At 43.1% G+C, this 20,755-nt stretch carries 20 protein-coding genes and 1 tRNA gene; 8 read left to right on the forward strand and 13 right to left on the reverse strand.

Annotated features, from left to right (window positions below; all coding sequences use genetic code 11):
* Window positions 1–18: 18 nt before the first annotated feature.
* The gene (locus AAEY80_RS09030) at window positions 19–696 is read right to left on the reverse strand and encodes a phosphoglycolate phosphatase (protein WP_025651955.1); all 678 of its coding nucleotides are present in this window, start codon (window positions 694–696) and stop codon (window positions 19–21) included.
* 127 nt (window positions 697–823) lie between these two features.
* Window positions 824–1,324, reverse strand: coding sequence for a DUF4385 domain-containing protein (locus AAEY80_RS09035; protein WP_201577890.1), 501 nt, complete (start codon window positions 1,322–1,324; stop codon window positions 824–826).
* A 179-nt stretch (window positions 1,325–1,503) separates the two neighbouring features.
* On the opposite strand from AAEY80_RS09035, the gene AAEY80_RS09040 reads away from it, so the two are divergent.
* Window positions 1,504–1,869 carry a hypothetical protein gene (locus AAEY80_RS09040; RefSeq protein ID WP_350588211.1) on the forward strand — a complete coding sequence of 122 codons (366 nt, stop codon included), beginning with the start codon at window positions 1,504–1,506 and terminating at the stop codon, window positions 1,867–1,869.
* Between the two features lie 99 nt (window positions 1,870–1,968).
* Here AAEY80_RS09040 and AAEY80_RS09045 read toward each other — a convergent pair.
* Both AAEY80_RS09045 and AAEY80_RS09050 read right to left on the reverse strand, forming a co-directional pair.
* Window positions 1,969–2,044: transfer RNA gene (locus AAEY80_RS09045), tRNA-Phe, on the reverse strand.
* A gap of 111 nt (window positions 2,045–2,155) precedes the next feature.
* Window positions 2,156–2,578, reverse strand: coding sequence for a hypothetical protein (locus AAEY80_RS09050; RefSeq protein WP_173239079.1), 423 nt, complete (start codon window positions 2,576–2,578; stop codon window positions 2,156–2,158).
* Window positions 2,579–3,128: 550 nt separating this feature from the next.
* On the opposite strand from AAEY80_RS09050, the gene hisB reads away from it, so the two are divergent.
* The 5 genes from hisB to AAEY80_RS09075 all read left to right on the forward strand — a co-directional run bounded on the left by hisB (window position 3,129) and on the right by AAEY80_RS09075 (window position 6,993).
* Window positions 3,129–3,794, forward strand: a complete 666-nt coding sequence (gene hisB, locus AAEY80_RS09055; protein ID WP_101211854.1) for an imidazoleglycerol-phosphate dehydratase HisB — start codon at window positions 3,129–3,131, stop codon at window positions 3,792–3,794.
* The gene (gene hisH / locus AAEY80_RS09060; RefSeq protein WP_173239080.1) at window positions 3,795–4,439 is read left to right on the forward strand and encodes an imidazole glycerol phosphate synthase subunit HisH; all 645 of its coding nucleotides are present in this window, start codon (window positions 3,795–3,797) and stop codon (window positions 4,437–4,439) included.
* 142 nt (window positions 4,440–4,581) lie between these two features.
* Window positions 4,582–4,965 (forward strand): hypothetical protein, encoded by a 384-nt coding sequence (locus AAEY80_RS09065; RefSeq protein WP_350588213.1) that lies wholly within the window; start codon window positions 4,582–4,584, stop codon window positions 4,963–4,965.
* Between the two features lie 61 nt (window positions 4,966–5,026).
* Entirely contained in the window at window positions 5,027–5,875 is an 849-nt protein-coding gene (locus AAEY80_RS09070; protein WP_350588214.1) for a hypothetical protein, read from the forward strand.
* Window positions 5,876–6,081: 206 nt separating this feature from the next.
* The gene (locus AAEY80_RS09075; protein ID WP_350588215.1) at window positions 6,082–6,993 is read left to right on the forward strand and encodes a DJ-1/PfpI family protein; all 912 of its coding nucleotides are present in this window, start codon (window positions 6,082–6,084) and stop codon (window positions 6,991–6,993) included.
* A gap of 321 nt (window positions 6,994–7,314) precedes the next feature.
* Here AAEY80_RS09075 and AAEY80_RS09080 read toward each other — a convergent pair whose 3' ends face one another.
* The 9 genes from AAEY80_RS09080 to AAEY80_RS09120 form a co-directional block, all read right to left on the reverse strand.
* Entirely contained in the window at window positions 7,315–8,634 is a 1,320-nt protein-coding gene (locus AAEY80_RS09080) for a valine--pyruvate transaminase (protein WP_350588216.1), read from the reverse strand.
* Window positions 8,635–8,901: 267 nt separating this feature from the next.
* Entirely contained in the window at window positions 8,902–10,617 is a 1,716-nt protein-coding gene (locus tag AAEY80_RS09085; RefSeq protein ID WP_350588217.1) for an AIPR family protein, read from the reverse strand.
* A 259-nt stretch (window positions 10,618–10,876) separates the two neighbouring features.
* Complete coding sequence (locus AAEY80_RS09090; protein WP_025652995.1) at window positions 10,877–13,519, reverse strand: ABC transporter permease; 2,643 nt, start codon at window positions 13,517–13,519, stop codon at window positions 10,877–10,879.
* Entirely contained in the window at window positions 13,497–14,219 is a 723-nt protein-coding gene (locus AAEY80_RS09095; protein WP_201582718.1) for an ABC transporter ATP-binding protein, read from the reverse strand. Before AAEY80_RS09095 ends, AAEY80_RS09090 begins: the two co-directional genes overlap by 23 nt.
* Complete coding sequence (locus AAEY80_RS09100) at window positions 14,216–15,055, reverse strand: arylesterase (RefSeq protein WP_201566678.1); 840 nt, start codon at window positions 15,053–15,055, stop codon at window positions 14,216–14,218. Before AAEY80_RS09100 ends, AAEY80_RS09095 begins: the two co-directional genes overlap by 4 nt.
* 91 nt (window positions 15,056–15,146) lie before the next feature.
* Window positions 15,147–16,415 (reverse strand): MFS transporter, encoded by a 1,269-nt coding sequence (locus AAEY80_RS09105; RefSeq protein ID WP_227687632.1) that lies wholly within the window; start codon window positions 16,413–16,415, stop codon window positions 15,147–15,149.
* Window positions 16,416–16,901: 486 nt separating this feature from the next.
* Complete coding sequence (gene nqrM, locus AAEY80_RS09110) at window positions 16,902–17,147, reverse strand: (Na+)-NQR maturation NqrM (RefSeq protein WP_025652990.1); 246 nt, start codon at window positions 17,145–17,147, stop codon at window positions 16,902–16,904.
* Window positions 17,148–17,454: 307 nt separating this feature from the next.
* Window positions 17,455–18,600, reverse strand: coding sequence for an FAD:protein FMN transferase (locus tag AAEY80_RS09115; RefSeq protein ID WP_025652989.1), 1,146 nt, complete (start codon window positions 18,598–18,600; stop codon window positions 17,455–17,457).
* A 145-nt stretch (window positions 18,601–18,745) separates the two neighbouring features.
* A complete protein-coding gene (locus AAEY80_RS09120) occupies window positions 18,746–19,546 on the reverse strand; it encodes an SDR family NAD(P)-dependent oxidoreductase (RefSeq protein WP_350588218.1) in 801 nt (266 codons plus the stop codon).
* A gap of 376 nt (window positions 19,547–19,922) precedes the next feature.
* On the opposite strand from AAEY80_RS09120, the gene AAEY80_RS09125 reads away from it, so the two are divergent.
* Window positions 19,923–20,420 (forward strand): transposase, encoded by a 498-nt coding sequence (locus AAEY80_RS09125; RefSeq protein WP_350588219.1) that lies wholly within the window; start codon window positions 19,923–19,925, stop codon window positions 20,418–20,420.
* Window positions 20,396–20,680, forward strand: a complete 285-nt coding sequence (locus AAEY80_RS09130) for a hypothetical protein (RefSeq protein ID WP_350588220.1) — start codon at window positions 20,396–20,398, stop codon at window positions 20,678–20,680. Before AAEY80_RS09125 ends, AAEY80_RS09130 begins: the two co-directional genes overlap by 25 nt.
* Window positions 20,681–20,755 lie beyond the last annotated feature (75 nt).

Raw genomic sequence — 20,755 nt, forward strand, 5'->3', positions numbered from 1 at the left:
TGTTCAGTAATTTATCATTTATCCTTGTAAAAGATAATCAACCAGTGTGGCAAAGTCATCAAACGCTGCGGTAGGATTGAGCTCACGAATATCCTGCCCATAGTTATAACCATAAGACAGTCCAAGAGTGTCCATATTAGCGTTTTGTCCTGCCAATATATCGTTTCTTGAGTCACCAATCATGACTGCTTGTGCTGGAGTTACATCTAAAGCGTCGCAAACATGCAGTAGCGGCGCGGGGTCTGGTTTTTTAACAGCTAGACTATCACCGCCCAGCACTTCAGCAAACAAATCCTGCCAGCCAAAGGATTGTAATATTTTGGGAACAAAGCGAATCGGCTTGTTGGTCACTAATGCCAACGTATAGCCTGCATCTTTCAGCTTCTTTAGTCCGCTATCGACATATGGGTAGGCAACAGTTTTGCTACCGCTAATATTATTGTAAGCCTCAAAAAATACCTGCTCGGCATGATCAGCTTCCTCGACCGTCAACTCACCTTCTAACACCTCTACCTTACCCACCATCGCGCGCTCGACCAGCATTCTTGAGCCATTGCCGACCCAATTACGTATGCTGTCAATAGGGTAGGTCTCTTTGCCGAGCGTGGTCAGCATCGCATTGGTCGCATCAGCCAAATCTGGTACGCTATCGATTAAAGTGCCGTCGAAATCAAAAATTAAAAGTTGCTTATCCATTATTCCTCACTATTGAAAGTCGTTATATTTATTATGTTTGGTATATCGTGCCATACCTTAGCACAGTAGTGTTTTGAGACCAGTCAATTTAGTTATTTACTGTTCTTAATATCATAAACATCAGCAGTCACTCGATATCTTTGTAGCGTTCACGATGCTCTTTTTTCATTTTTAGATACTCTTTGTTCTCGCGGCACTCATCCCATTTTTGTTTAAAAATACGCGCGGACTCTGCTTTAATCGGATCTTCCTCTTGCCGTGGTAGCTCTGCACGACCATGTGCGCCGCTTTGGCCTTTTTTATCATCAGGTACTGGGCCTTTATATTTTTTACCGCCTTTATGATTGGCATAGCGACGGGCGCGGGTATAACCCATTTGGATAAATTTGCGCGCCATATCGGCACCGACAAAGTCATCGGCAGCCAGATAATCTAAAAACATTTGATAAATTGTCTCGCTGCTTTCAGTTGCAATATCAGGCGTGGCGAAGCGCCAGTGCGGCAGTATCTCAGACTTATAAGGCTCTACCAATAATACGCCTTGCTCACCGCGACCGACGCGATACAGCTCAGGCTGCGCCCGCAAGTCTAGGTTTTTATAATCCAAATCATAATCAAACTCTCTCATCGCTTATCCCTATTAGCATTTATCTGTCTTATTTAGCATTATCATTGCTATCGAGTATACTGAGCACTGCCGTCTAAAAAACAGCACAGAAATGTTATGCAACCGTGACAGTAAGCGTTTAGCATAAGTAGCATAGCGAACAGAATCAATCATTGAGCAGGTTTGAGTAGGTTAAGGTCATGACAGTTAATAAAAATATCCTAAATAAAATCAGCTTAGCTGGCGCGACTTTTGCGATGTCGTTAAAAAGGGTACTTATGATATCAGCGCTGCTGCTGATAAGTGTGCTAAGCACCAATGTTGCCCATAGCGCATGGTTTGAGCGTTTGGTTCCGCAAGGTGAGACCTATACGGTACGCGAGATAGATCGTGATTTGGCATTCGTCATTGATGGTTTTATTTATGACGCGCGTACTTCTTGTTTTTTAGCCGTGGGCGATCGGGTGGTGTTTTTTGAAGGCCGTCACGGTATTGATTACCGTGCCACTATTTATGACTTGGATTCACGCGAGCGTTGCGAGGTGTTGTTGCGTCGGCGACTCTGATAACAGATGCTATGGATCAAACAATAAATGCTATTAACGACAGCCATAAAAAAAGCCCCAAACATTGCTGTTTGGAGCTTTTTAGAATTCTTAAACGAATGGTGGCTCGAGGCAGGTTCGAACTGCCGACACACGGATTTTCAATCCGTTGCTCTACCGACTGAGCTATCGAGCCGTCTTCGTTGAGGCGCTATTAAACTAAATATAGACGTTACTGTCAAGTGATTTTTGCATAATAGGCGATAAAAAGGCATAAATAGTCAAATATAAGGTTTTAACCTTAAGATTAATCCTTAACGCGCAGTAGCTCATACTCGCTCATAATACGATGAATATCCGCATCAACAGGGACGAATTCACGCACGCCTTTTTTTACTTCGGCATCATAAACCAGTTTAATAAACTTGGCATCGATAGCACGACCACGATTTTGGCTATGAACAGTAAGATATTGCAAGCGCTTGGCATTGGTCTGTCCATCGTCAAAGCAGGCAACAGCAGCGATGGGCTTATCATTGAACATACCGACGTAAAGCGTTTGACCACGCTTAAAACCCTGCTCAACGAGGCTTAATACCTCGAGACCACTTGGCTGGTTATCATCGCTGTCATACAAATCATGCAAGCGCTCCGAGAGTTCATTCTCACGTGCAGGTTTTTTGATAAGTGGCGCATCCAAACGGTTGATGGCAATCGCTTCTAAGGGCATAATCGGTTCCTATAATGTGAGACAGCACAATGTCATGGAGTGTAGGGCCGTAGAGTATGGGTTCTCAGAGTCGGCGCGAGTAATGATTGATAAAACTGAATCCACTATTTTAGCAGAATGACACGATTTTGTGCGTGGTTTACTGCTCGGTCGTGGCAGGAGTGGTTAGGGTTTGCTATGATGATGATAGACAGTGCTTTATGTGCATAAAGTCTAGGGCGTGTCCTCAATCCAAGCGATTGTATCTAAATAGGCTAAAAATGGCTAAACTTTACCAAACATCGTCAAATAACTGATTAATATCCCGATATTATTTGCGCTATTTTCCTCGTTTGACGGCAATTTATCTCATTTTTATGACCATTTTTAAAATGAGGACACGCCCTAATATTTTGGCTTTTTTAATAAGAATTTTTAGTAAAAATTCTGAATGTTCAACAGACCCTAAGCTTAATTGTTTTATTTTTATTTGTTTTAGACGCTAGTAAGAATGATTTGGGCGCTTTTTCGTCCTATTTTATTGACCGCTTTTCATTAATAGAGAGTAGCCATGACCGCCAATTCAACAACGACAGCCAATACAACTGGGCAAAACCAATCTTCCAATGTAAACCTACACGGTCGCCCTGAACGTATCGCCACCGTTGAGCGTATTACTGCAGAGACGCAAGTTACCTGTACCGTTAATCTTGATGGTACGGGTCAAGGCACGGTAGACACTGGCGTGCCATTCTTGGATCATATGATTGATCAAATCAAGCGTCACGGTTTGTTTGACTTAGATATCAAATGTACCGGCGATACTTTCATTGATGATCATCATAGTGTAGAAGATACGGGTATCACGCTTGGTCAAGCCTTTAATAAAGCTTTAGGCGATAAGAAGGGCATTCGTCGTTATGGGCATTTTTATGCGCCACTCGATGAAGCCTTGACGCGTGCAGTCGTTGATCTATCAGGTCGTCCGGGTTTGCATATGGACATTCCTTTTACTCGCTCACACGTGGGCAAATTCGATGTGGATCTATTTAGCGAATTCTTCTACGGCTTCGTCAATCACTCGTGGATGACGGTGCATTTAGACAACCTCAAAGGTAAAAATAGCCATCACCAGATTGAATCAACCTTTAAAGCCTTTGCTCGTGCGCTACGTATGGCTTGCGAATATGATGAGCGCGCTTTGAATACCTTGCCGTCGACCAAAGAGGCGTTCTAGATGAGTAGAGCTACAAAGATTGCACTATTAGATTATGGCATGGGTAATTTGCACTCTGTCAGTAAAGCACTGTCGAGCGTTGGCGCAGAAGTCTCTATCACTAATGACCCAAAAATCGCAGCGGTGGCGGACAAAATAGTCTTCCCCGGTGTCGGTGCCATGCGCGACTGTATCGCTGGCATGCATGAAGCAGGCATTGATGAGGTTGTACGTCAGGCGATATTCAACAAGCCTGTCATGGCCATCTGCGTCGGTATGCAGGCGTTATTTGAGCAGTCATCTGAGAATGGTGGTACAGATTGCCTTGGTATTTTAAAAGGTAGCGTAGAAGCGTTTGACCCGACGTGGCAAGACGAACAAGGTGCGACTATTAAAGTCCCGCATATGGGTTGGAATACCATCAGCGGTATGGATGTTGATCATCCATTGTGGCATGGTATCGAGGACAACGCCCATTTTTACTTCGTGCACAGCTATTACTGTGCGCCTGCCGACAGCTCACAAGTGGCGTCTATCTGTGATTATGGTCAACCGTTTTGTGCCAGTATCATTCAAGACAATTTATTTGCGACCCAGTTCCATCCAGAGAAAAGCCACACTGCAGGTTTGCAACTGCTCAAAAACTTCGTCGAATGGAATATTTAGAGAGACGCTAAACGTGAAATGAATATTTATTTTAGTATGAGGGTAGATTATCAATTGTATAATCTGCCTTTTTTATGTTCAGTTATAAATTTTTAGCTATACTCTCAGTTATTTTCTACTTGCTTATATTTGGAATACTCTAGTGGATTTCACCACCTTTAAAATCGATATTATTGAAGTAACCGGACTGGCTAAAGATGCTCTGCATATCTATGTCGGTGTCGGCGTCTATCTTTTGTGTCTGCTTGTGCTGCTGCCTATTATTAAAAAGCAAGGTATTAAGTCCTTTATAGCTTTAATCGTCGTCACGGGTATTGCTTTATTGGGTGAGTATTTAGACAACCGCCATATCATTAGACCGAGAGGGCTTTTTGCATTAGGAATGGTAGACATCAAGGCAAGTCTCCATGATTTGATCAATACTTGCCTGATACCTTACGTGCTCTATGGGTTGAATAAATGGACTAAGATTTTTCGTCCCACCGCACCTGCGCCACCCGTTAGATTATTAAAAAAACGATCTTAGTTGATTATCATAAAAATAAGGTAAATTAATGCGGTTGTTTCTCAAACCTGAAAGAGGCGCTATGACTATATCTATCTCCACAAAGTTTCAGCCTTACGCTGCTAACCTTCTTCTGGTAGTAACCGCTTTGCTACTTAGCTTTGGCAGTTATCATTCGGCAGTAGCTGCTCAGAATGTCATTAAATCGACAAACCCCTCCATTAAAAAACCATCAGCCCACGCAACACCTGTACCTGTCAAATTACTTGATACTAATGAGTTAAATCGAATAACGCATTTGTCAGTAGGCAAAAAAGATCAATTTTTTCCAGCTGGCAAAGTACTCAATGACTATCTTAAAATTGAATTAATAGATAAAGCCTTTTTTGAGAAAAAACGTGCGCTCGCTGTCGATTATTTATCACATAAAAACGCGATTAAAAAACAAGATGGCGTTATATCCATTCAACTGGTTAAGGACTCTTTGAAACTAGTAGATATCGATAGTGACGATGATGGCGAAACGTATAGATATATCGGCCAAATAGATGCCTTAGATCAGCATCTGGTTGAAGTACTGCGTTGGGAGAGTCAGAACTATCAAATGTTTGATCAAGTTGAAGGGTTCTTAACTCAAGAGTTTTCAGCTTATCCTTATCTCTCACCAAATAAACGCTATATCATCTCAGCTTATGCCAACCCATACGAGGGTCATACCGATCTCGGACTCTATAAAGTTAAAGGCAGAGAGATCATCCCTGTTATGAATGCAGGCTTTAAAAATTGGATGCCTATCACTGATCCTGCTGATATATTTTGGGCGAGAGACGGCTATTTATATGTAGCGGTGACTCATAGCGCTAGTGCCATGCAGATAGGCGGTCGCGTCAATGCACAGACGCAGTATATTAGGATAAAAGTTGATTTATAGAGTGGTTAGTTGTTAGATAGAAAACTCTGCAACTTAACAACCGACCCCTTACAAAGCTTACGAAACATAAAAACTCTCCTCTATTTAAGCCCTCCTTAGTTTGCTACCTTACTCTCAGACAATAGCCAAATCGATATGCCTATCAGGTTTATCGATTCAGCTATCTATGACTATCAATAATAAAAAACTATCAAAAAGGAGTCACTATGAATATCCAAGACCTATTAGATAAAGCTAAAGATACGTTGGGTTTAGAACCAATACAAATTGAGGAAGGAGTTTATATTCCCTCCGTATCCTCGCTCAAGATAGCAGCACCGAGCAAAACTAACTATGATAATACCGATTATGACACGCCTTATACAGGTAATAAAAAAATCATGATGGTCTGCACCGAGCAGCAATACATGACCATGACCAATGATAAAAAGTTCGATACAGGCAATCATCCAGTTGAGATGATGGTTCCGTTACTGCACTTTAAAAAGGCAGGCTTTGAGGTAGATGTATTTACCCCAACTGGTGAGCCGGTAAAGGTTGAGCAGTGGGCCATGCCAGACAAGGATGACGACGTCAAAGCAATCTATAGCGAATACGAGTCTAAGCTGAATAAGCCAAAAGGTATCGATGACTTTGTCAAAAATGACATGGCTAAAAGTGACGACTACGCCGCTATCTTCATTCCCGGCGGTCATGGTGCGATGTTAGGCTTACCTGAAGATTATAGTCTTGGTGAGTTGCTGCGTTGGGGTCATGAGAAGGATCTATTTACCTTAGCCATCTGTCATGGACCAGCGGCTTTATTGGCGGCTAATTTAAAAAGTACTGATAGCTCAGATGCAGACAATAACGCTAATAAAGACTTTATTTTTAAAGGCTATGAGATGGTCGCGTTCCCAACGGTTATGGATAAGCAAATGCCAAAAATCGGTTATTTGCCGGGACCTATGCCGTGGTACTTTGCAGAAAAGTTAGAAGATTTGGGCGTTACGATTAATAATAAGCTGGCCTCAGGACAGACGCATCAAGATAGAAAGCTGATCTCAGGTGATGGGCCATTAGCGGCTAATGACTTTGGTAAGATCAGCGCTAAAGCTTTGCTAAAAGAGCTTGGCTAAAAGGACTTCGCGACGTCAGTTTGAAGTACTATATTTTGATTTTGCAAAGTTGCAATGCTGGGCTAAAGCGCCAGCCTACGACATAACTTAGCTTGTTAGTACAAAGTATCTTAAGCAATGACTTATAAGATACATAAGATTTGACTTAGCAATAATATAGTTAAAATCGCGTAGGCTGTGGCTTCAGCCCAGCAAATAGTTATACAATATTACACTATTTGGTAATGAAACTTAGTTTTGAAACTTAATTAAAGGTGATTTTGATAACAAAAAAACGGACTACTAAATAGTCCGTTCTTTAGTTTCTACAATGGAAAATTATTATTTAGACTCATCATAAAGCTTTCTCACCACCTCACCAATCACTGCAATACCTTTAGTCAACGTGTCTTCATCCGCCGCAATACTCATGCGGATACACTCATGTGCATGTTTATAATCGCTGATATCGACACCAGGGAAGAAGTACTCACTCGGCACGATAAGCGTACCTTTTTCTTTGAGAGTCTCATAAAGCTCAGAGGTGCTAATCGGCAAATCCTTGAACCATAACCACAGAAATATCGCGCCCTCTGGCTTATGAATCACTAGCGGATAATCGCCCAACGCTTCTTTTAATAGCTTCACTGCTGTCTTAGCTTGCTGCTGATAAAAAGGCTTGATCACGTCATCGGAGAGTTGCTTGATACGATCATCCGCTACTAGTGGCGTCGCAATCGCCGCGCCAAAACGTGTCGGTGCTAAATTCACCACCGCATTCATGGCGCTGACCGCTTCGATCACTTCGCTATCGGCGACGATAATACCGGTACGCATACCGGGCAGGCCAATCTTAGATAAGCTAAAGCACAGTATCGTATTATGATCCCAATTGAGATGCGCGTCTGAATAAATGATATTAGGGAAGGGCATACCGTAGGCATTATCGATAATCAGTGGTATCTCGTAACGCTTGGCAATCTGAGCTAACCGCGCCATTTCCTCATCGGTCAGTACGTTACCCGTTGGATTGGTCGGACGCGAGCAGCAAATCGCGCCAATACGACCTTCCTTGAGCGCGGGCAAGTTCTCTAACGCTTCAAAATCCACCCGATATTTAAAAAATCCGTCCTCGCCATCATGAGTCACTTCGTCGATATGTGGCAATACTGCGGCAAAATGCTGACCTTCGACATGCACATCGCTATAGCCAATATATTCAGGCGTTAGCGGTAGTAGGATAGATTTGTCTATAGATTCGCTCTGTTCGTCAGCGAAAGCACCACCAAACAAGTTAAACAAATAGAAAAAGGCATTTTGCGAACCATTGGTCAAAGCGATATTTTCTGCGGTCAAATTCCAATCATAATGACGATTAAAAAAGCTGACCAAAGCCTCGATAAAAGCCGCATCGCCCTGCGGATTAGAATAATTCGCCATACTGATGATTGAGGTGCTATTCGCTTCGCCTGTATCATTATCATTGCCAAGCTCTCGATAAGTCTGCAAAAACAGCTCATTCACCGCCTCAATCTTGGCAGGATTACCGCCGCCTAACATATTGACTGGCTGATCGCTTTTTAGCGCATCGCCCAAGTCATCCATCAATTGCGAGATACCAGTGGGCTGGGTAAATTTCTGACCGAACTTTGAGAATTTCATAAGAGTACCGTGGGGCTAATGAGGGGTAGGAGTTATTTGTGTGCAAAGTGGCGCTATTATAGCAAATGCGGGGTACGCGTATAAGCGTAATAAAAAAACGCCCGCCAAATCAATAGCGAGCGTTTCGGATTTGCTGTTTTAGGGGCTTGGGGTTTTGGAGCCAAGATACCAATTCAATCAGTGCTGAAAAGCCTTGTTACTGAAAAGTTCTTTAAGATAATTAAAAACTTAATCTAAATGAATTAGAATGCGCAATTTCTAACATATTTATTTAAATTTGTTATTTAACTGTTCTAGCAGATAATCAGTAAACTCTTTACTTTTTGCAATGTTGATTAGATTTTTCTCTGAATTGGCTAGTAAGTAATTATCAATGCTATTAGCTAGAAAATTTATTGCTTCTTCGAAAATATTTTGAGTAATCAGAGATAGATCAATAATAGATATATCTTCAAAAGAAACGTTTGTCTTCTTAAAATAAATTCTAGAAATTATCATACCTAAGTGTAATTTAAAATTCGATGTTTTACTCTTCTCTTTACTATCAGAATGCTTTAGCCAATAACTATGCCCTTTCTTATATATAAGACAGCAGTTGAACATCGGTTTAAAATCCTTCTTAGGATCAAATATTTTATTATAATTAGCTTCCGTTTTTAACAAAGAGGTTGGACGCGATCTAGCTGTATGTGGATCGTTATAAGCAATAGATTGAACCGCTTGAGCTGTTAGTTGAATACTAAATATTTTCGTCGCTGGTTTCCCTTGATTTTTATAGTAGTTTTTCCGTCTATCATAATAATAGCCTTCATTTAAGAAAAATAATTCCAAATGTCTTTGTACGGGTTCTGTTGCACGTAACAAAGTAGCAGAGACAGGGTTTTGACTATTGGTGGAAGCGATAATATGGTCAGTCGTTTCTTTATTTGTATTTATTATGACTTTAACTAGAACTGATCTATTATCATCCATATCTAGGTTATGATAGTTGTATATAGAGTAAGAAGTTTGTAAGCCATTTACTATCTGTATGTTTTCAATAGATAATTTCTTCCCTACTTCTTTTGGCTCTTCTGCAATAATGGTAATACCATTATTTAACCACCAGAAATCCTCATTCGAAGGGTTTTCTATTGATTCCCGTATCCGCTTATTTACATCTACTGATCCTTGAAAGTGTCTAATATTACTTTCAAAAAGATCATCACGAATACCTCCGTTTTCTGCTGTTAAAAACTCCTTGTAGTTTCCTAACTTAACAGTCCCAATATACCCAATACCATAATTATCAAATTCTGTCGATAATGGTCTATCTTTAAATTCTATAGTATTACGATTGGACTTCTGCTGTTGGTATAATTCGAGTAGCTCTTTAGAGCTATAGACAGAAAAATTTATATCGGAAGTGCTAAATATTTTCTGAGATATTTCGACTAACTGCTCTGCCTTTTGAGAAAAAACTGTATTAAAATTTTTGCTAGGAGCATTTGATATATAGAGATAATCTAAAGATATCTTTCCTCCACTGGTAGCAGTTTTTTTCCAAACTTCAGTTAATAACAATGCTTGATTAACTAAATCTGAATTGAAACGAGATAGTAGTAGCTCTTCCTCGTTTTCTAGGTTGAATAAAACGGGAACTGTAGTGATAAGTTTGTCAATTATACCTTCTTTGAAGGAGCTTGCTTTCTTACATTGCGAAATAATGAATTTAGCATTAGTTTTGTTAGTAAAATTGAAGTTATCTAAATTATCTATATTATCTATGTATTCATCATTAATAAAAATCATAATGGAGTCGATACCACCATCATTACTACCATCGACAATTGAAGATAATATATTTTCGTATGTCACGCTACTATCTTTATGGATTTGAGTTAATGAAAAAATCTCGAATAATTCACTATCAGACAAATCAATCTCATTACTCTCTTTAAAAGCTTTAATGCAGCCTTCAAGTATTATTTTTTCATTGCTCATGATAGAACCTTTTCTTACATTTTGGATTAATTTTTAAAGTCAATATCTTACAACAAAATCGCTCCCGAAGGAGCTTTTTAGCTCTGATAGCAGAATTTATCATAACGGGCTGATTAATTTTCGATAGTTAAGCTTTGAGGTAGCTACGTGCCAAGAGACGCACCAAGGTGTATTCGTCGTCTAGCTCAGAAAAATAAGTAATATAAAGTTAAAAACCCTCAATTAAGGGGTTTTTGCATAAAGCCAAAATTGAATACACCTAAACCATAGCCCGAACCCTTGCCATAATCCCACGCCCAATCACCAATCTTACATAAATAATCGCAATACCTAGCAGCAAGGCGAGGAGCAATCCGCCACCAATAGCTAGATTTACCCACGGCACGCTAAAGCGTAGATTGAACCACTGGGTAATGGCAAACCACGCGCCAACACTAGCGATAGTCATCGCAAACACCGCTGCGCTAACGCCAAGTACGCCAATCTCCAAGATATTGAGCTTATATAAATCAGACTTCTGCATCCCTAATAATCGGAATGAGGCGCTTTCTTGCATCCGATCTTGTGAAGTGGAGAGTAGCGAGCTGATAAGTACCATAATCCCAGTCAATAACGCCAGTAGCGTAAAGACATAGACCAAGCGACTCATCTGCATCACTAAGTCTTGGATTTGCTCCGCGATAGCGGTACCATCGATGGTGGTTACCGCAGGGAACTGGCGTACTAGCTGACCTTGCAGCTCTGGAATACTGGCCTCGGCTACATGCGCCGTAGCGAACTGGATTTGCGGCGCCGCAGACAAAATATCTGGCTCAAACAAGAAATAGAAGAACGGACTTGGGCCACGTTCAAACCTTGAGCGGATACTAGTGATTTGACCCGTCAGCTCGATACCTTGAATATTGAAGACGACTTGATCGCCCATGCCAACATTAAGCATATCGGCTGCGGTATCTAAGATAGATAGTGGCTGTACTTGTTGTAGCTTTGAGGTTTGCGGATCTTGATCTTTGATAGGCGTATAGAGCTTATCTTGAGTCGCGGTATCGCTAATAAACTCGGTATCCATTACGCTATCGGCGTAGCTTAAGTTAAACACTCGCGTCGGGTCGTCTTGGTTGTCAGGGGCATCGATATCGGCAGCGGCAACGTCATTAGCGGTGACCACGCGCGCGCGAATGACAGGATAATAGCTGACAGGCGCTTTGAGTATATTGTTGATCGCTTCATGCTGTTCGGTTTGTACATCGAGCAAGAATATATTGGGCGCATCCTCTGGATAAGCATCGACGAACTGCGCGTTGATGCTGTGATTGAGAGTGGTAATCAGCGTCAATACCGCTACAGATAGCGCTAAGGTCACAAAAAATAATGCCGATTGATTGCCTTTACGCGCCAGATTATGAATGGCGATACGCTGCATCCAACTGACTTTACGACGCTTAGCAATGCCCGCTAGCAGCCCTAACCAACTTCGAGCCAATAGCCAAAACACCGCGACAAAGGCAATTAGGCCAATGAGTAATTGCGCGGATAATATCCATGAGCCGACTTCATAAGCGAAGAACAGATAGAGACCGATAAACATCACCGTATACGACAGCAGTGGCAAACGTTGAAACCAAGATTGATCGGCAGCGGCTTGGCTAGCGCCTTGATTGAGTAGGGTAGCAGGGGTAGTGGTGCTCAGCTCACTGAGACCGCGCTGGGTAATCACTATCGTCAGTAGGATAGCGATAATAAGCGTTTTGACAATGCTAATAGGGTTAATAGCCAAACCAATATCGGCAGGCAAGATAGCCGACAGATAGGGCTGACCAATCTGTAATAGCCCGAGACTGAGCACAGTAGCGGCGATACTAGCGATGATCGAAGTGGTCAATAATAACCGATAATAACTGGCTTTAATCTGCCTAACCGGTTCGCCCATCGCCATACGAATGGCATTATTAGACTGCTGCTTCGTGACAAAAGCGGTGATAACGCCGTACATAGCGACCGCTGATAATAGCAGTACCGCGATAACCAGCAGCTTTAAAAACATCAATACATTGTCAGAGATACGCGAGACTTGCGTGTCCTCAGAGTCTATATCAGAGAGCTGAATGTCAGGATAGCTGACTAAGGTTTGCTGTAATTGCTCATTTAACGTGGTGATGGTTTCCGCGTCACCTGCTATCTCGATACGATAACGCACACGGCTACGCTGACCTAACAGGTTAGTCGCGGCTAAGCCGTCCTCTTGCATCAATACATGCCCGCCAAAATCAAAGGCACTTAGCGGACGATCGGGCTCTTTGGTCAGTATATCGCTGATAGTAAACTCAGCTTCACCGATTTTGATAGTATCGCCAACGCTAGCGTTAAGACCCTGCATGACTTCTGGCGCGACGACTACGGTGTTAGGTTTGAGCTGTTGCCATAGAGGTTTGCCTGAAGCAGTTTGGGCTTCACCGTATAGCGGATAAGCAGGGGTGACGCCCTTGACGCGGACGAGTAAAGTTTGCTGATCGGTCACTGCCATTGAGCTAAACTGATAATCGTAAACGATTTGGTCATCAGGCAAATCTTTGACTTGTTCTATGATTTGCGCAGGCCACTCCTGATTGGCCTCTAACACTAAGTCGCCACCGACGAGCGCGCGCTGATTATCGGTGATGTATTTATCGACAGATTGCTGAATAGAATCAAGGGTTAGATAAGTGGCAAGTGATAAGGTTAAGGTAATTAGGAATAAAACCGGATAAACCCAACGTCGCCACCAGCTACGGGTTAAGGCTTTAGTGCCTAAAGTAGAGGCAAAGACAGCAAGCATAGTAGACATTAAGCTTTGATTTGATTTATCGCTAGATAATCTATTCTTATCATTATTAGCAGTATTATCCATTAACTTTTGATCCATCTATCATCCCATCATGCATAGTAATCACCCGATCCGCCATCTCGGCAAGCGCAGGATCATGAGTGACTACCACTAGCGCGGATCCTGTTTGTTGACGTAGATCTAATAATAGCTGCATGACTTGATCAGCGTTTTGCTCATCTAGATTACCTGTTGGCTCATCAGCGAAGACAATTTTAGGGCGTGAAACCAAAGCGCGCGCGACAGCAGTACGCTGCTGTTCACCGCCTGATAGTTGACTCGGTAAGCTATCACGGCGATGACCCAATCCGACGGCTTCTATTAATTCATCAACGCGCGCTTGATCGGGACGACGAGCGATATCGAGCGGGAAGGCGATATTTTCAGCGACAGTTAAAGTTGGCAATAGATGAAAGGACTGAAAGACAAAACCCATATCGCGTTGACGAATAGCGGCGAGTTTATCTTCATCAAGATTGCTTAAGGTTTGCTCTGCCAATTTAACCGAGCCACTATTAGGATAATCGAGCGCGGCTAGTAAGCCAAGCAAAGTTGATTTGCCTGAGCCGGACTTACCCATAATCACCACGAACTCGCCAGCATTGACATGGATATCGACGTTCTTAATAATTGTCAGCGAACGCTCGCCTACCGAGACCGTTTTGGTTAAGCCAGTAGCGCGGAGCAGTACTTCTTGGTTGGAGGCAAGATTCACATTATTAGCTTTCGTTAGGCTCATTGCGTAGTCTCAGTGGTAGGCGTTTCTACAGGGGTTAGCGAGTTTGCTTGCATGGATTGCAGCATTCTATCGACCTCAGGTTCAAGCACTGGCAAGATATTATTATTAACAATAATGGTATAACCCTCTTTAGTCGGGTGAATAGCGTCGGCCTGATTAAGCTCAGGGTCACCGCCAACGCCTTCTAAAAAGAACGGGATCATTTTAAGATTCATATCTTCAGCGATGCGTGGATAGATAGCTGAGAAGGATTTGACATAATCATTACCGAGATTGTCATAAATCTGCATACCACCCAAGATGACTTCGCTACCATTATCTTGTAGATGGGTAACCGCGGTACGAATATTTTTTTCAACCGTTGCCACATCGAGACCGCGAATCGCGTCATTAGCGCCAATAGTTAATATCGTGATATCAGGTTCGGTCTGGCTCACCCAATCGAGACGATTGACTAATCCGTTACTGGTTTCGCCACTGAGACCTGAATTGACCACATCTACATTGGTATAGCCCATTTGCTTGAGCTTAGCTTCTAGTTGCGCAGGATAGTTATCATCAGGATCGACACCTAAGCCTTCGGTTAGTGAATCGCCAAGGGCTAAAATGGTTATAGGTTGTGACTTTTCTTCCTGATCCGTAGCACTGATACTTGCCGCTCCTTCAACCACTACAGGCTTATTAACCGTTGCCGTTTCAGTGGTTTGTGGCTCGTTAGCAGCTTCTGTTTCAGCAGGTTTTTGACAGCCACTTAACAGCAAAGCTATGCTAAAAATCCCGATAGTTACGCTAAAAATAGACCGCTTAATTAAGCTAAGGTTGTTATTTTTCATCATGTAAGTATCTCTTAATCAATCGAACCAGTTTAGCAAAATAAAGTGATAGTCAATATAAGGGTAAAGTTACGGCAAGTAGGTTAATTCTATCTTAAGCCTTCTGTCCGTCGACCATAATGGGGCGACTGACTAACCACGCAAAACCGACATTAATCACCATCAGGATCAGCATAAGTAACAGTGCTAAGCCCCAATTACCAGTTAATTCATGTAGCCAACCTGTGCCTAACGGACCAAAGAAGGCTAGCAAGTAACCAACGAACTGCGCCATGCCCGATAGCTCGCTGGACTGGTTGGTGGTATAAGTGCGCAGGGAAAACAGCATCATACTGAGCGTAAAGATAGCAGAACAACCTGCTCCCATCAAACCTGACCACAGCCAAGCTAAATCAGGGGTTAGATAACTGACTCCTAACACCCCAATGACGTTGAGCACCGCAGCTAAGATCGCGAGCGCTTGAATAGGGCGGCCACGATTGACGAGCCAAGTCAAACTTAAAATAGAGAGCGGCGCCATAAATTGAAACACCGAGCCCATCTGGCCAGCAGCAACTGGAGTTAAACCCTTACTGACCCAAATAGAAGGTAAAAAGCTGGCAACGGTATAAAACAGTAGTGACTGCAAACCCATAAAGACCGCGATCTGCCAAGCAAAGGCCGTGCGCCACATCGAAATCTTTGAAGATCCTGAGGGCGGCAAAACAGCAGCTTGATGATTAGAAGAGCCCAAACTAAAACGCAAAAATACCCAAATCGCTAGGGCAAATAGTCCCAACAACGACCAACCACCGAGCGACCATTGCCAACCGACACTTTCAGATAACGGTAATACCACCCCTGCGACAATACCCGCAGACACCGTCATGGTCAGGCTAAATAGGCCAGTAATCAATGGAATATGTTGCGGAGTGCGCTGCTTGATAACGGGTGCCGCCAAGGTGTTAGCAAAGCCGATAGCCAAGGTCAGTAATAAAGTACCCGTTAAGAATCCCAGCCAAGTTGGTATGACAGTACGAATAATCATACCTGCCGTTAATAAACCAATCATCGCAATGAGCGTATTCTCAAGACCAAAGCGCTTACCAATCGTTGGTGCGATAAGCGCGCCCACTGCAAACGTTAGCATCGGCACCGCACCCAGCCAACCAATCTGCGTCTCAGAGATATTGAGCGCCTCTTGCACCACTGGTGCAATAGAGCCAAGGGCGACAATAGGCGCACGCATATTGGTCGCCAGTAATATCATGGCGCATAGTACGAGCCAAAAAGTGAAGCGCGATGAAGGCAGCTTAAACGCTGACGAGGTATCTGGGTGAGACTGTGGTGGCAAATCAGACGGCAAATGGGAGGAGGTAGACATAGCAGCACGACTATTATTAAAATGAGAAAAAGGACACGTCATTAAACAACGCCGAAGAATCGTCGCTGATAAATAACACTAAGGAAAACGCACCTAAACGGTGACTAACATTATCAATCAGAATCGCAAATCAGAACTAGACATTACTTGCACAGCGCAAGGAGTACGAGCTTGTTACCCTATAAGCTAGGGTAAACATAATGTATGGGTAGTGGCTTTATATATGAGTAATAGCCTATACGAGTATGGCTTTGAGAGATTGATTGTCGTCAATCACACATAACGTGGCTACGGCATCAGGCGCGCTGAAGCTATTATTGGCACTTTTTTCACTCACCCTTTTATGGACAACTGATCTAAAACCAAGCATATAAACAGCTGATGGCACAATAAAAAATAGCGCCAGCCACTTTCAAAGTGACTAGACGCTATTATAAGAACAGATGTAAGGTAAATGCTACCAGCGTATGGTAACCAATGTGACCTTTATACAGATTTGCCTAATTGAGCAGCTCTAAGCGCGTTTTCTTGCTGCTCTGCGATGATTGAATCGCATTTGTTAGGATCGTTACCACAAAACGAGCAGTTTTCATCGCCCATCAGTTTTGCAACGCCGCCGCAAGATCCTCTAAGCGGCTTTTTTTTGACCATATAACCGATACCCATAAACACAAAGAATAGGATAAATACAGTAAAGGTAATAGCAAGCATGGGAAGTAGTTGGCTAAGCATAGAGGAGGCCTCGTTTTAAAAATAGGGCAGTCATCAGTAAAGATAACTTACTAATAGTATAGCAAATTTTTGCATTGCTCGTTGATACTAATAGGGTGTTCTTTACAGCATTACACTAGGGCATGCCCTCAATTCAACCGATAGCGATCTAAATAGGCTAAAAGTGGTTAAACATCGCCAAATATCGGCCAAACATCATCAAATAGCTAGATAATATCATCGATATGATCTGCGCTATTTTCCTTGTTTGACAGCAATTTACCTTGCTTTTATCCTCATTTCTAAAATGAGGACACGCCCTAGAAATTTACGGTTGTTTATCAGCACGCAGGTTCATCATCGCCGGTGTCTGTACTAGTTGCCAATCGTCGATACTGTCTAAACGTTCTTTGGCTAAAGAATCACTAGGCTTGATACCGTCAGCTAATATCACAAACAGCGCGGCTAGGTTTTGTTCCTTAGCGACTTTTAAGGCCTTTTCATAAGGCATCGCCGTCAGTGCCGTTGCCCAGGCATCTGCCAACGCAACCGAATCTGCAGCCACGGTGACCGAAGGAGCACCACCAACAATAGGCTTGCCAGTGGTGGGATCGATCGTGTGACTATAGTGCTTACCATTAAAGACGACCGAGTTGCGATAGTTCCCTGACGTTGCTAGATGCATCTGATTCGTCGTGTTCATCGGTTGACGGATGGCGGTAATTGTTTGGCGTTCGCTAACGGTGCTACCGTCGATAGGCGCATCAATCGCAATTTGCCACGGTTGCTGTTGGTTATTGACACCAGAGGTCGCAATTTCACCACCAATCTCGACCATATAATTACGGATTTTATAGTTGTTTTTGAGGACGTCAGCGATAACGTCAACTCCGTAGCCTTTTGCCACTGCTGAAAAATCAAGCTCGATGCCGTCTTTGGTTTTAATAAGACCGTTGTCGTTTTGCACCACGCTCTCAAAGTCTACCAAGGCTTTTGCTTGCGCGATGTCTAGCGCAGTTGGCGGGCTTTGTAGGCGCTCAACCGTCATGGTGCTACCAAATCCCCATGTCTCAATCAGTGGCATCACTGTCGGGTCAAAGGCACCGCCTGATTGTTGATAGACTTGCCTAGACGCCTCTAATACATGGCTGAAATCGGAGTCGATAGCAATCGGCGTATCTTTGCCTAATTGATTAAATTTAGAAATAGTAGAGTCCGCTTGATAAGTGGACATGCTGTCATTGATATCTTGCAAACGCTTATCAATCGCGGCTTGGATGGCAGTTTCGTCTACATCATCCGGTAGTTGATAGCTAATATGGTAGCTGGTGCCCATCGTCTCACCGCTCAGATAATTATAATCTGGCGTTTGCTGGCAAGCAGTGAGGCTCACTGTACCGATGAGACCAATGACGCCATATAGGGCGATAGTGTTGTTTTTATTAGTAGACAAGGAATACATTAAATTTTTCATAAGCTCTTTGCTATAGCATCAGGGGTGAATGTGGCTTTAGTTAAGCGTTGCCTATTTTACACCCCTTGCCACCCATAACGCCAATAACTCTAAAATTGCAAAAGTCAGCGAGCGTGTTAATGAGTCCCTAGTATATTTATGCTTATTATTTCACTTGCGACTCACGTATTAACTTATAGAGCTTTGGCGGTGATAGGCGATTGACTCTCGTGGCCAGTTTTTCTTGTTTGCCACCAACGATGATGTATTCTTTATCGTTACTAAGCGCCTTAACGACTTGCTTGGCAAAAGCAGTTGCAGTCAGTCCTTTATTGGTCGCCTCATCCATGGTACCTTGGGCGCTACCATCTCCTGTCAGCGCGTTAATAGAAACGTTGGTTTGGATAAAGCCTGGAAATACGGTCGCAACCTCTATGCCTTGATCATGCAATTCTGCACGTAAACTGTTCGCCCACATATGCAAGGCTGCCTTGGCTGCCCCATAAGCGCCACGATATTGCGTACCGAGTAAGCCGGCCACACTCGATATCATCACGACTTTGCCGCCGCCTTGTGCGATCATATTGGGCAAAACCAATCTTGTGAGACGCGTTTGCGCAAAATAGTCTATCTCCATAATTTGCCGTTCGACCTCTTCACTGGTTTCCATAATAAGCGCGCGTTGACTGACGCCAGCATTATTAATCAGCCAGTCAATGTTCCCTGCTTGTGCGATAGCAGCGTCATAGGCTTCTTTCGCTTGCTCGGCATCACTAATATCAAAAGGCATAATGATATGTTTTTTGCTGTGTTTGCAGCTTTTTTTGACCGCTGCCAATTTTGCCTCATCACGACCACTCAAGATAATCCGAGCACCGCGTTTGGCAAAAGCAATGGCTAAGGCTTCACCGATACCGCTAGAAGCACCAGTAAGCCAAATGGTTAATTCTTTTACTTTGGTTTTCATAAGAATCCTTTCTTAAATAATTGAAGTTTTTCATAGACTTTAGCCAATGATTTTTTTAGCTTAAGAATATTTCTATTTTAAAACCACAAACTGGATACCATCATATATTAAATTTAAAAAAATAAAAAAGGCATCTAATAGGATGCCCTTAATTTCTAATACTTTTCATCACTACATAAACTCTAGAGGTATTCTCTTTAATTTACTCTAGCATTTGTATAACGATAACCTTCTGATTCCATGCAAGAACTAAGTAAACTCTTTTCTCTTTCACTCTTTACATTTGCAATCCCAATTTGATAACGGCATTTCCCCCCTATGGCAGGATAGTTGTCACCCCTAAAGAATAATCCAAATGGGGGCACAAGGACCAATCATGCCACGTTATAGTGACGAACGTAAACAAGCCATACTCAGCAAACTACAACCCCCAAGCAACATGAGCGTAGCCGAAGTTTCAAGAAGTGAAGGCATCGGCTTACAGACCCTGTATAATTGGCGCAATCACGCCAGAGAACAAGGTCAGCCCATGCCCACCAACCACCATACCCCCGATAACTGGACCAGTGACACCAAACTTGCCACCGTCATCGAGACTGCCGCCCTAAGCGAAAGCGAGCTTAGTGAATACTGCCGCAACAAAGGCCTCTATGTCGAACAAATCAAAGCTTGGCGAGCCTCTGCCTTACAAGGCTTTAGTAGCAGTAAACAGCAAAGCCTTAAAGACAAGCGTCAGCAGCAGACAGATCGCAAGCAGATTAAGCAACTCACCCGAGAGCTTGCTAGAAAAGACAAAGCCTTAGCTGAAACCGCCGCTTTGCTGGTACTGCGAAAAAAGTTGGATGCGTTTTGGCAAGAGCACGAGGACGACTGACCTCACTTTCAAAGCGCAAGCAGTACATCAACTGGATCCAAGAAGCCAATGGAACAGGGGCAAGACTCACTCTGGCCTGTATTGAGGTGGGCATCAGCATACGCACCTACAGGCGCTGGTATAAAGCGGGTCAAGTGAGTGCTGACCTACGTTCTGACGCCGTGCGCCAAGCCCCGAAGAACAAACTGACATCGACTGAGCAAGCCGCCATTATAGCCGTCTGCAATCAGCCGCGCTTTGCCAGTCTGCCGCCCACCTAAATCGTACCGACCCTGCTAGATGAGGGGGTGTACTATGGCTGTGAGTCCACCTTTTACCGTGTGCTTAAGCAGCAC

It is taken from the genome of Psychrobacter sp. 78a-MNA-CIBAN-0178 (genome assembly GCF_040309625.1).
GTDB classification, from domain to species: Bacteria; Pseudomonadota; Gammaproteobacteria; order Pseudomonadales; family Moraxellaceae; genus Psychrobacter; species Psychrobacter okhotskensis.

Bases quoted from the DNA above. Each gene is read 5' to 3' on its own strand.
- AAEY80_RS09030 (WP_025651955.1), bottom strand. From the start codon at position 696: ATGGATAAGCAACTTTTAATTTTTGATTTCGACGGCACTTTAATCGAT.
- AAEY80_RS09035 (WP_201577890.1), bottom strand. From the start codon at position 1,324: ATGAGAGAGTTTGATTATGATTTGGATTATAAAAACCTAGACTTGCGG.
- AAEY80_RS09040 (WP_350588211.1), top strand. From the start codon at position 1,504: ATGACAGTTAATAAAAATATCCTAAATAAAATCAGCTTAGCTGGCGCG.
- AAEY80_RS09050 (WP_173239079.1), bottom strand. From the start codon at position 2,578: ATGCCCTTAGAAGCGATTGCCATCAACCGTTTGGATGCGCCACTTATC.
- hisB (WP_101211854.1), top strand. From the start codon at position 3,129: ATGACCGCCAATTCAACAACGACAGCCAATACAACTGGGCAAAACCAA.
- hisH (WP_173239080.1), top strand. From the start codon at position 3,795: ATGAGTAGAGCTACAAAGATTGCACTATTAGATTATGGCATGGGTAAT.
- AAEY80_RS09070 (WP_350588214.1), top strand. From the start codon at position 5,027: ATGACTATATCTATCTCCACAAAGTTTCAGCCTTACGCTGCTAACCTT.
- AAEY80_RS09075 (WP_350588215.1), top strand. From the start codon at position 6,082: ATGAATATCCAAGACCTATTAGATAAAGCTAAAGATACGTTGGGTTTA.
- AAEY80_RS09080 (WP_350588216.1), bottom strand. From the start codon at position 8,634: ATGAAATTCTCAAAGTTCGGTCAGAAATTTACCCAGCCCACTGGTATC.
- AAEY80_RS09085 (WP_350588217.1), bottom strand. From the start codon at position 10,617: ATGAGCAATGAAAAAATAATACTTGAAGGCTGCATTAAAGCTTTTAAA.
- AAEY80_RS09090 (WP_025652995.1), bottom strand. From the start codon at position 13,519: ATGGATCAAAAGTTAATGGATAATACTGCTAATAATGATAAGAATAGA.
- AAEY80_RS09095 (WP_201582718.1), bottom strand. From the start codon at position 14,219: ATGAGCCTAACGAAAGCTAATAATGTGAATCTTGCCTCCAACCAAGAA.
- AAEY80_RS09100 (WP_201566678.1), bottom strand. From the start codon at position 15,055: ATGATGAAAAATAACAACCTTAGCTTAATTAAGCGGTCTATTTTTAGC.
- AAEY80_RS09105 (WP_227687632.1), bottom strand. From the start codon at position 16,415: ATGTCTACCTCCTCCCATTTGCCGTCTGATTTGCCACCACAGTCTCAC.
- nqrM (WP_025652990.1), bottom strand. From the start codon at position 17,147: ATGCTTAGCCAACTACTTCCCATGCTTGCTATTACCTTTACTGTATTT.
- AAEY80_RS09115 (WP_025652989.1), bottom strand. From the start codon at position 18,600: ATGAAAAATTTAATGTATTCCTTGTCTACTAATAAAAACAACACTATC.
- AAEY80_RS09120 (WP_350588218.1), bottom strand. From the start codon at position 19,546: ATGAAAACCAAAGTAAAAGAATTAACCATTTGGCTTACTGGTGCTTCT.
- AAEY80_RS09125 (WP_350588219.1), top strand. From the start codon at position 19,923: ATGCCACGTTATAGTGACGAACGTAAACAAGCCATACTCAGCAAACTA.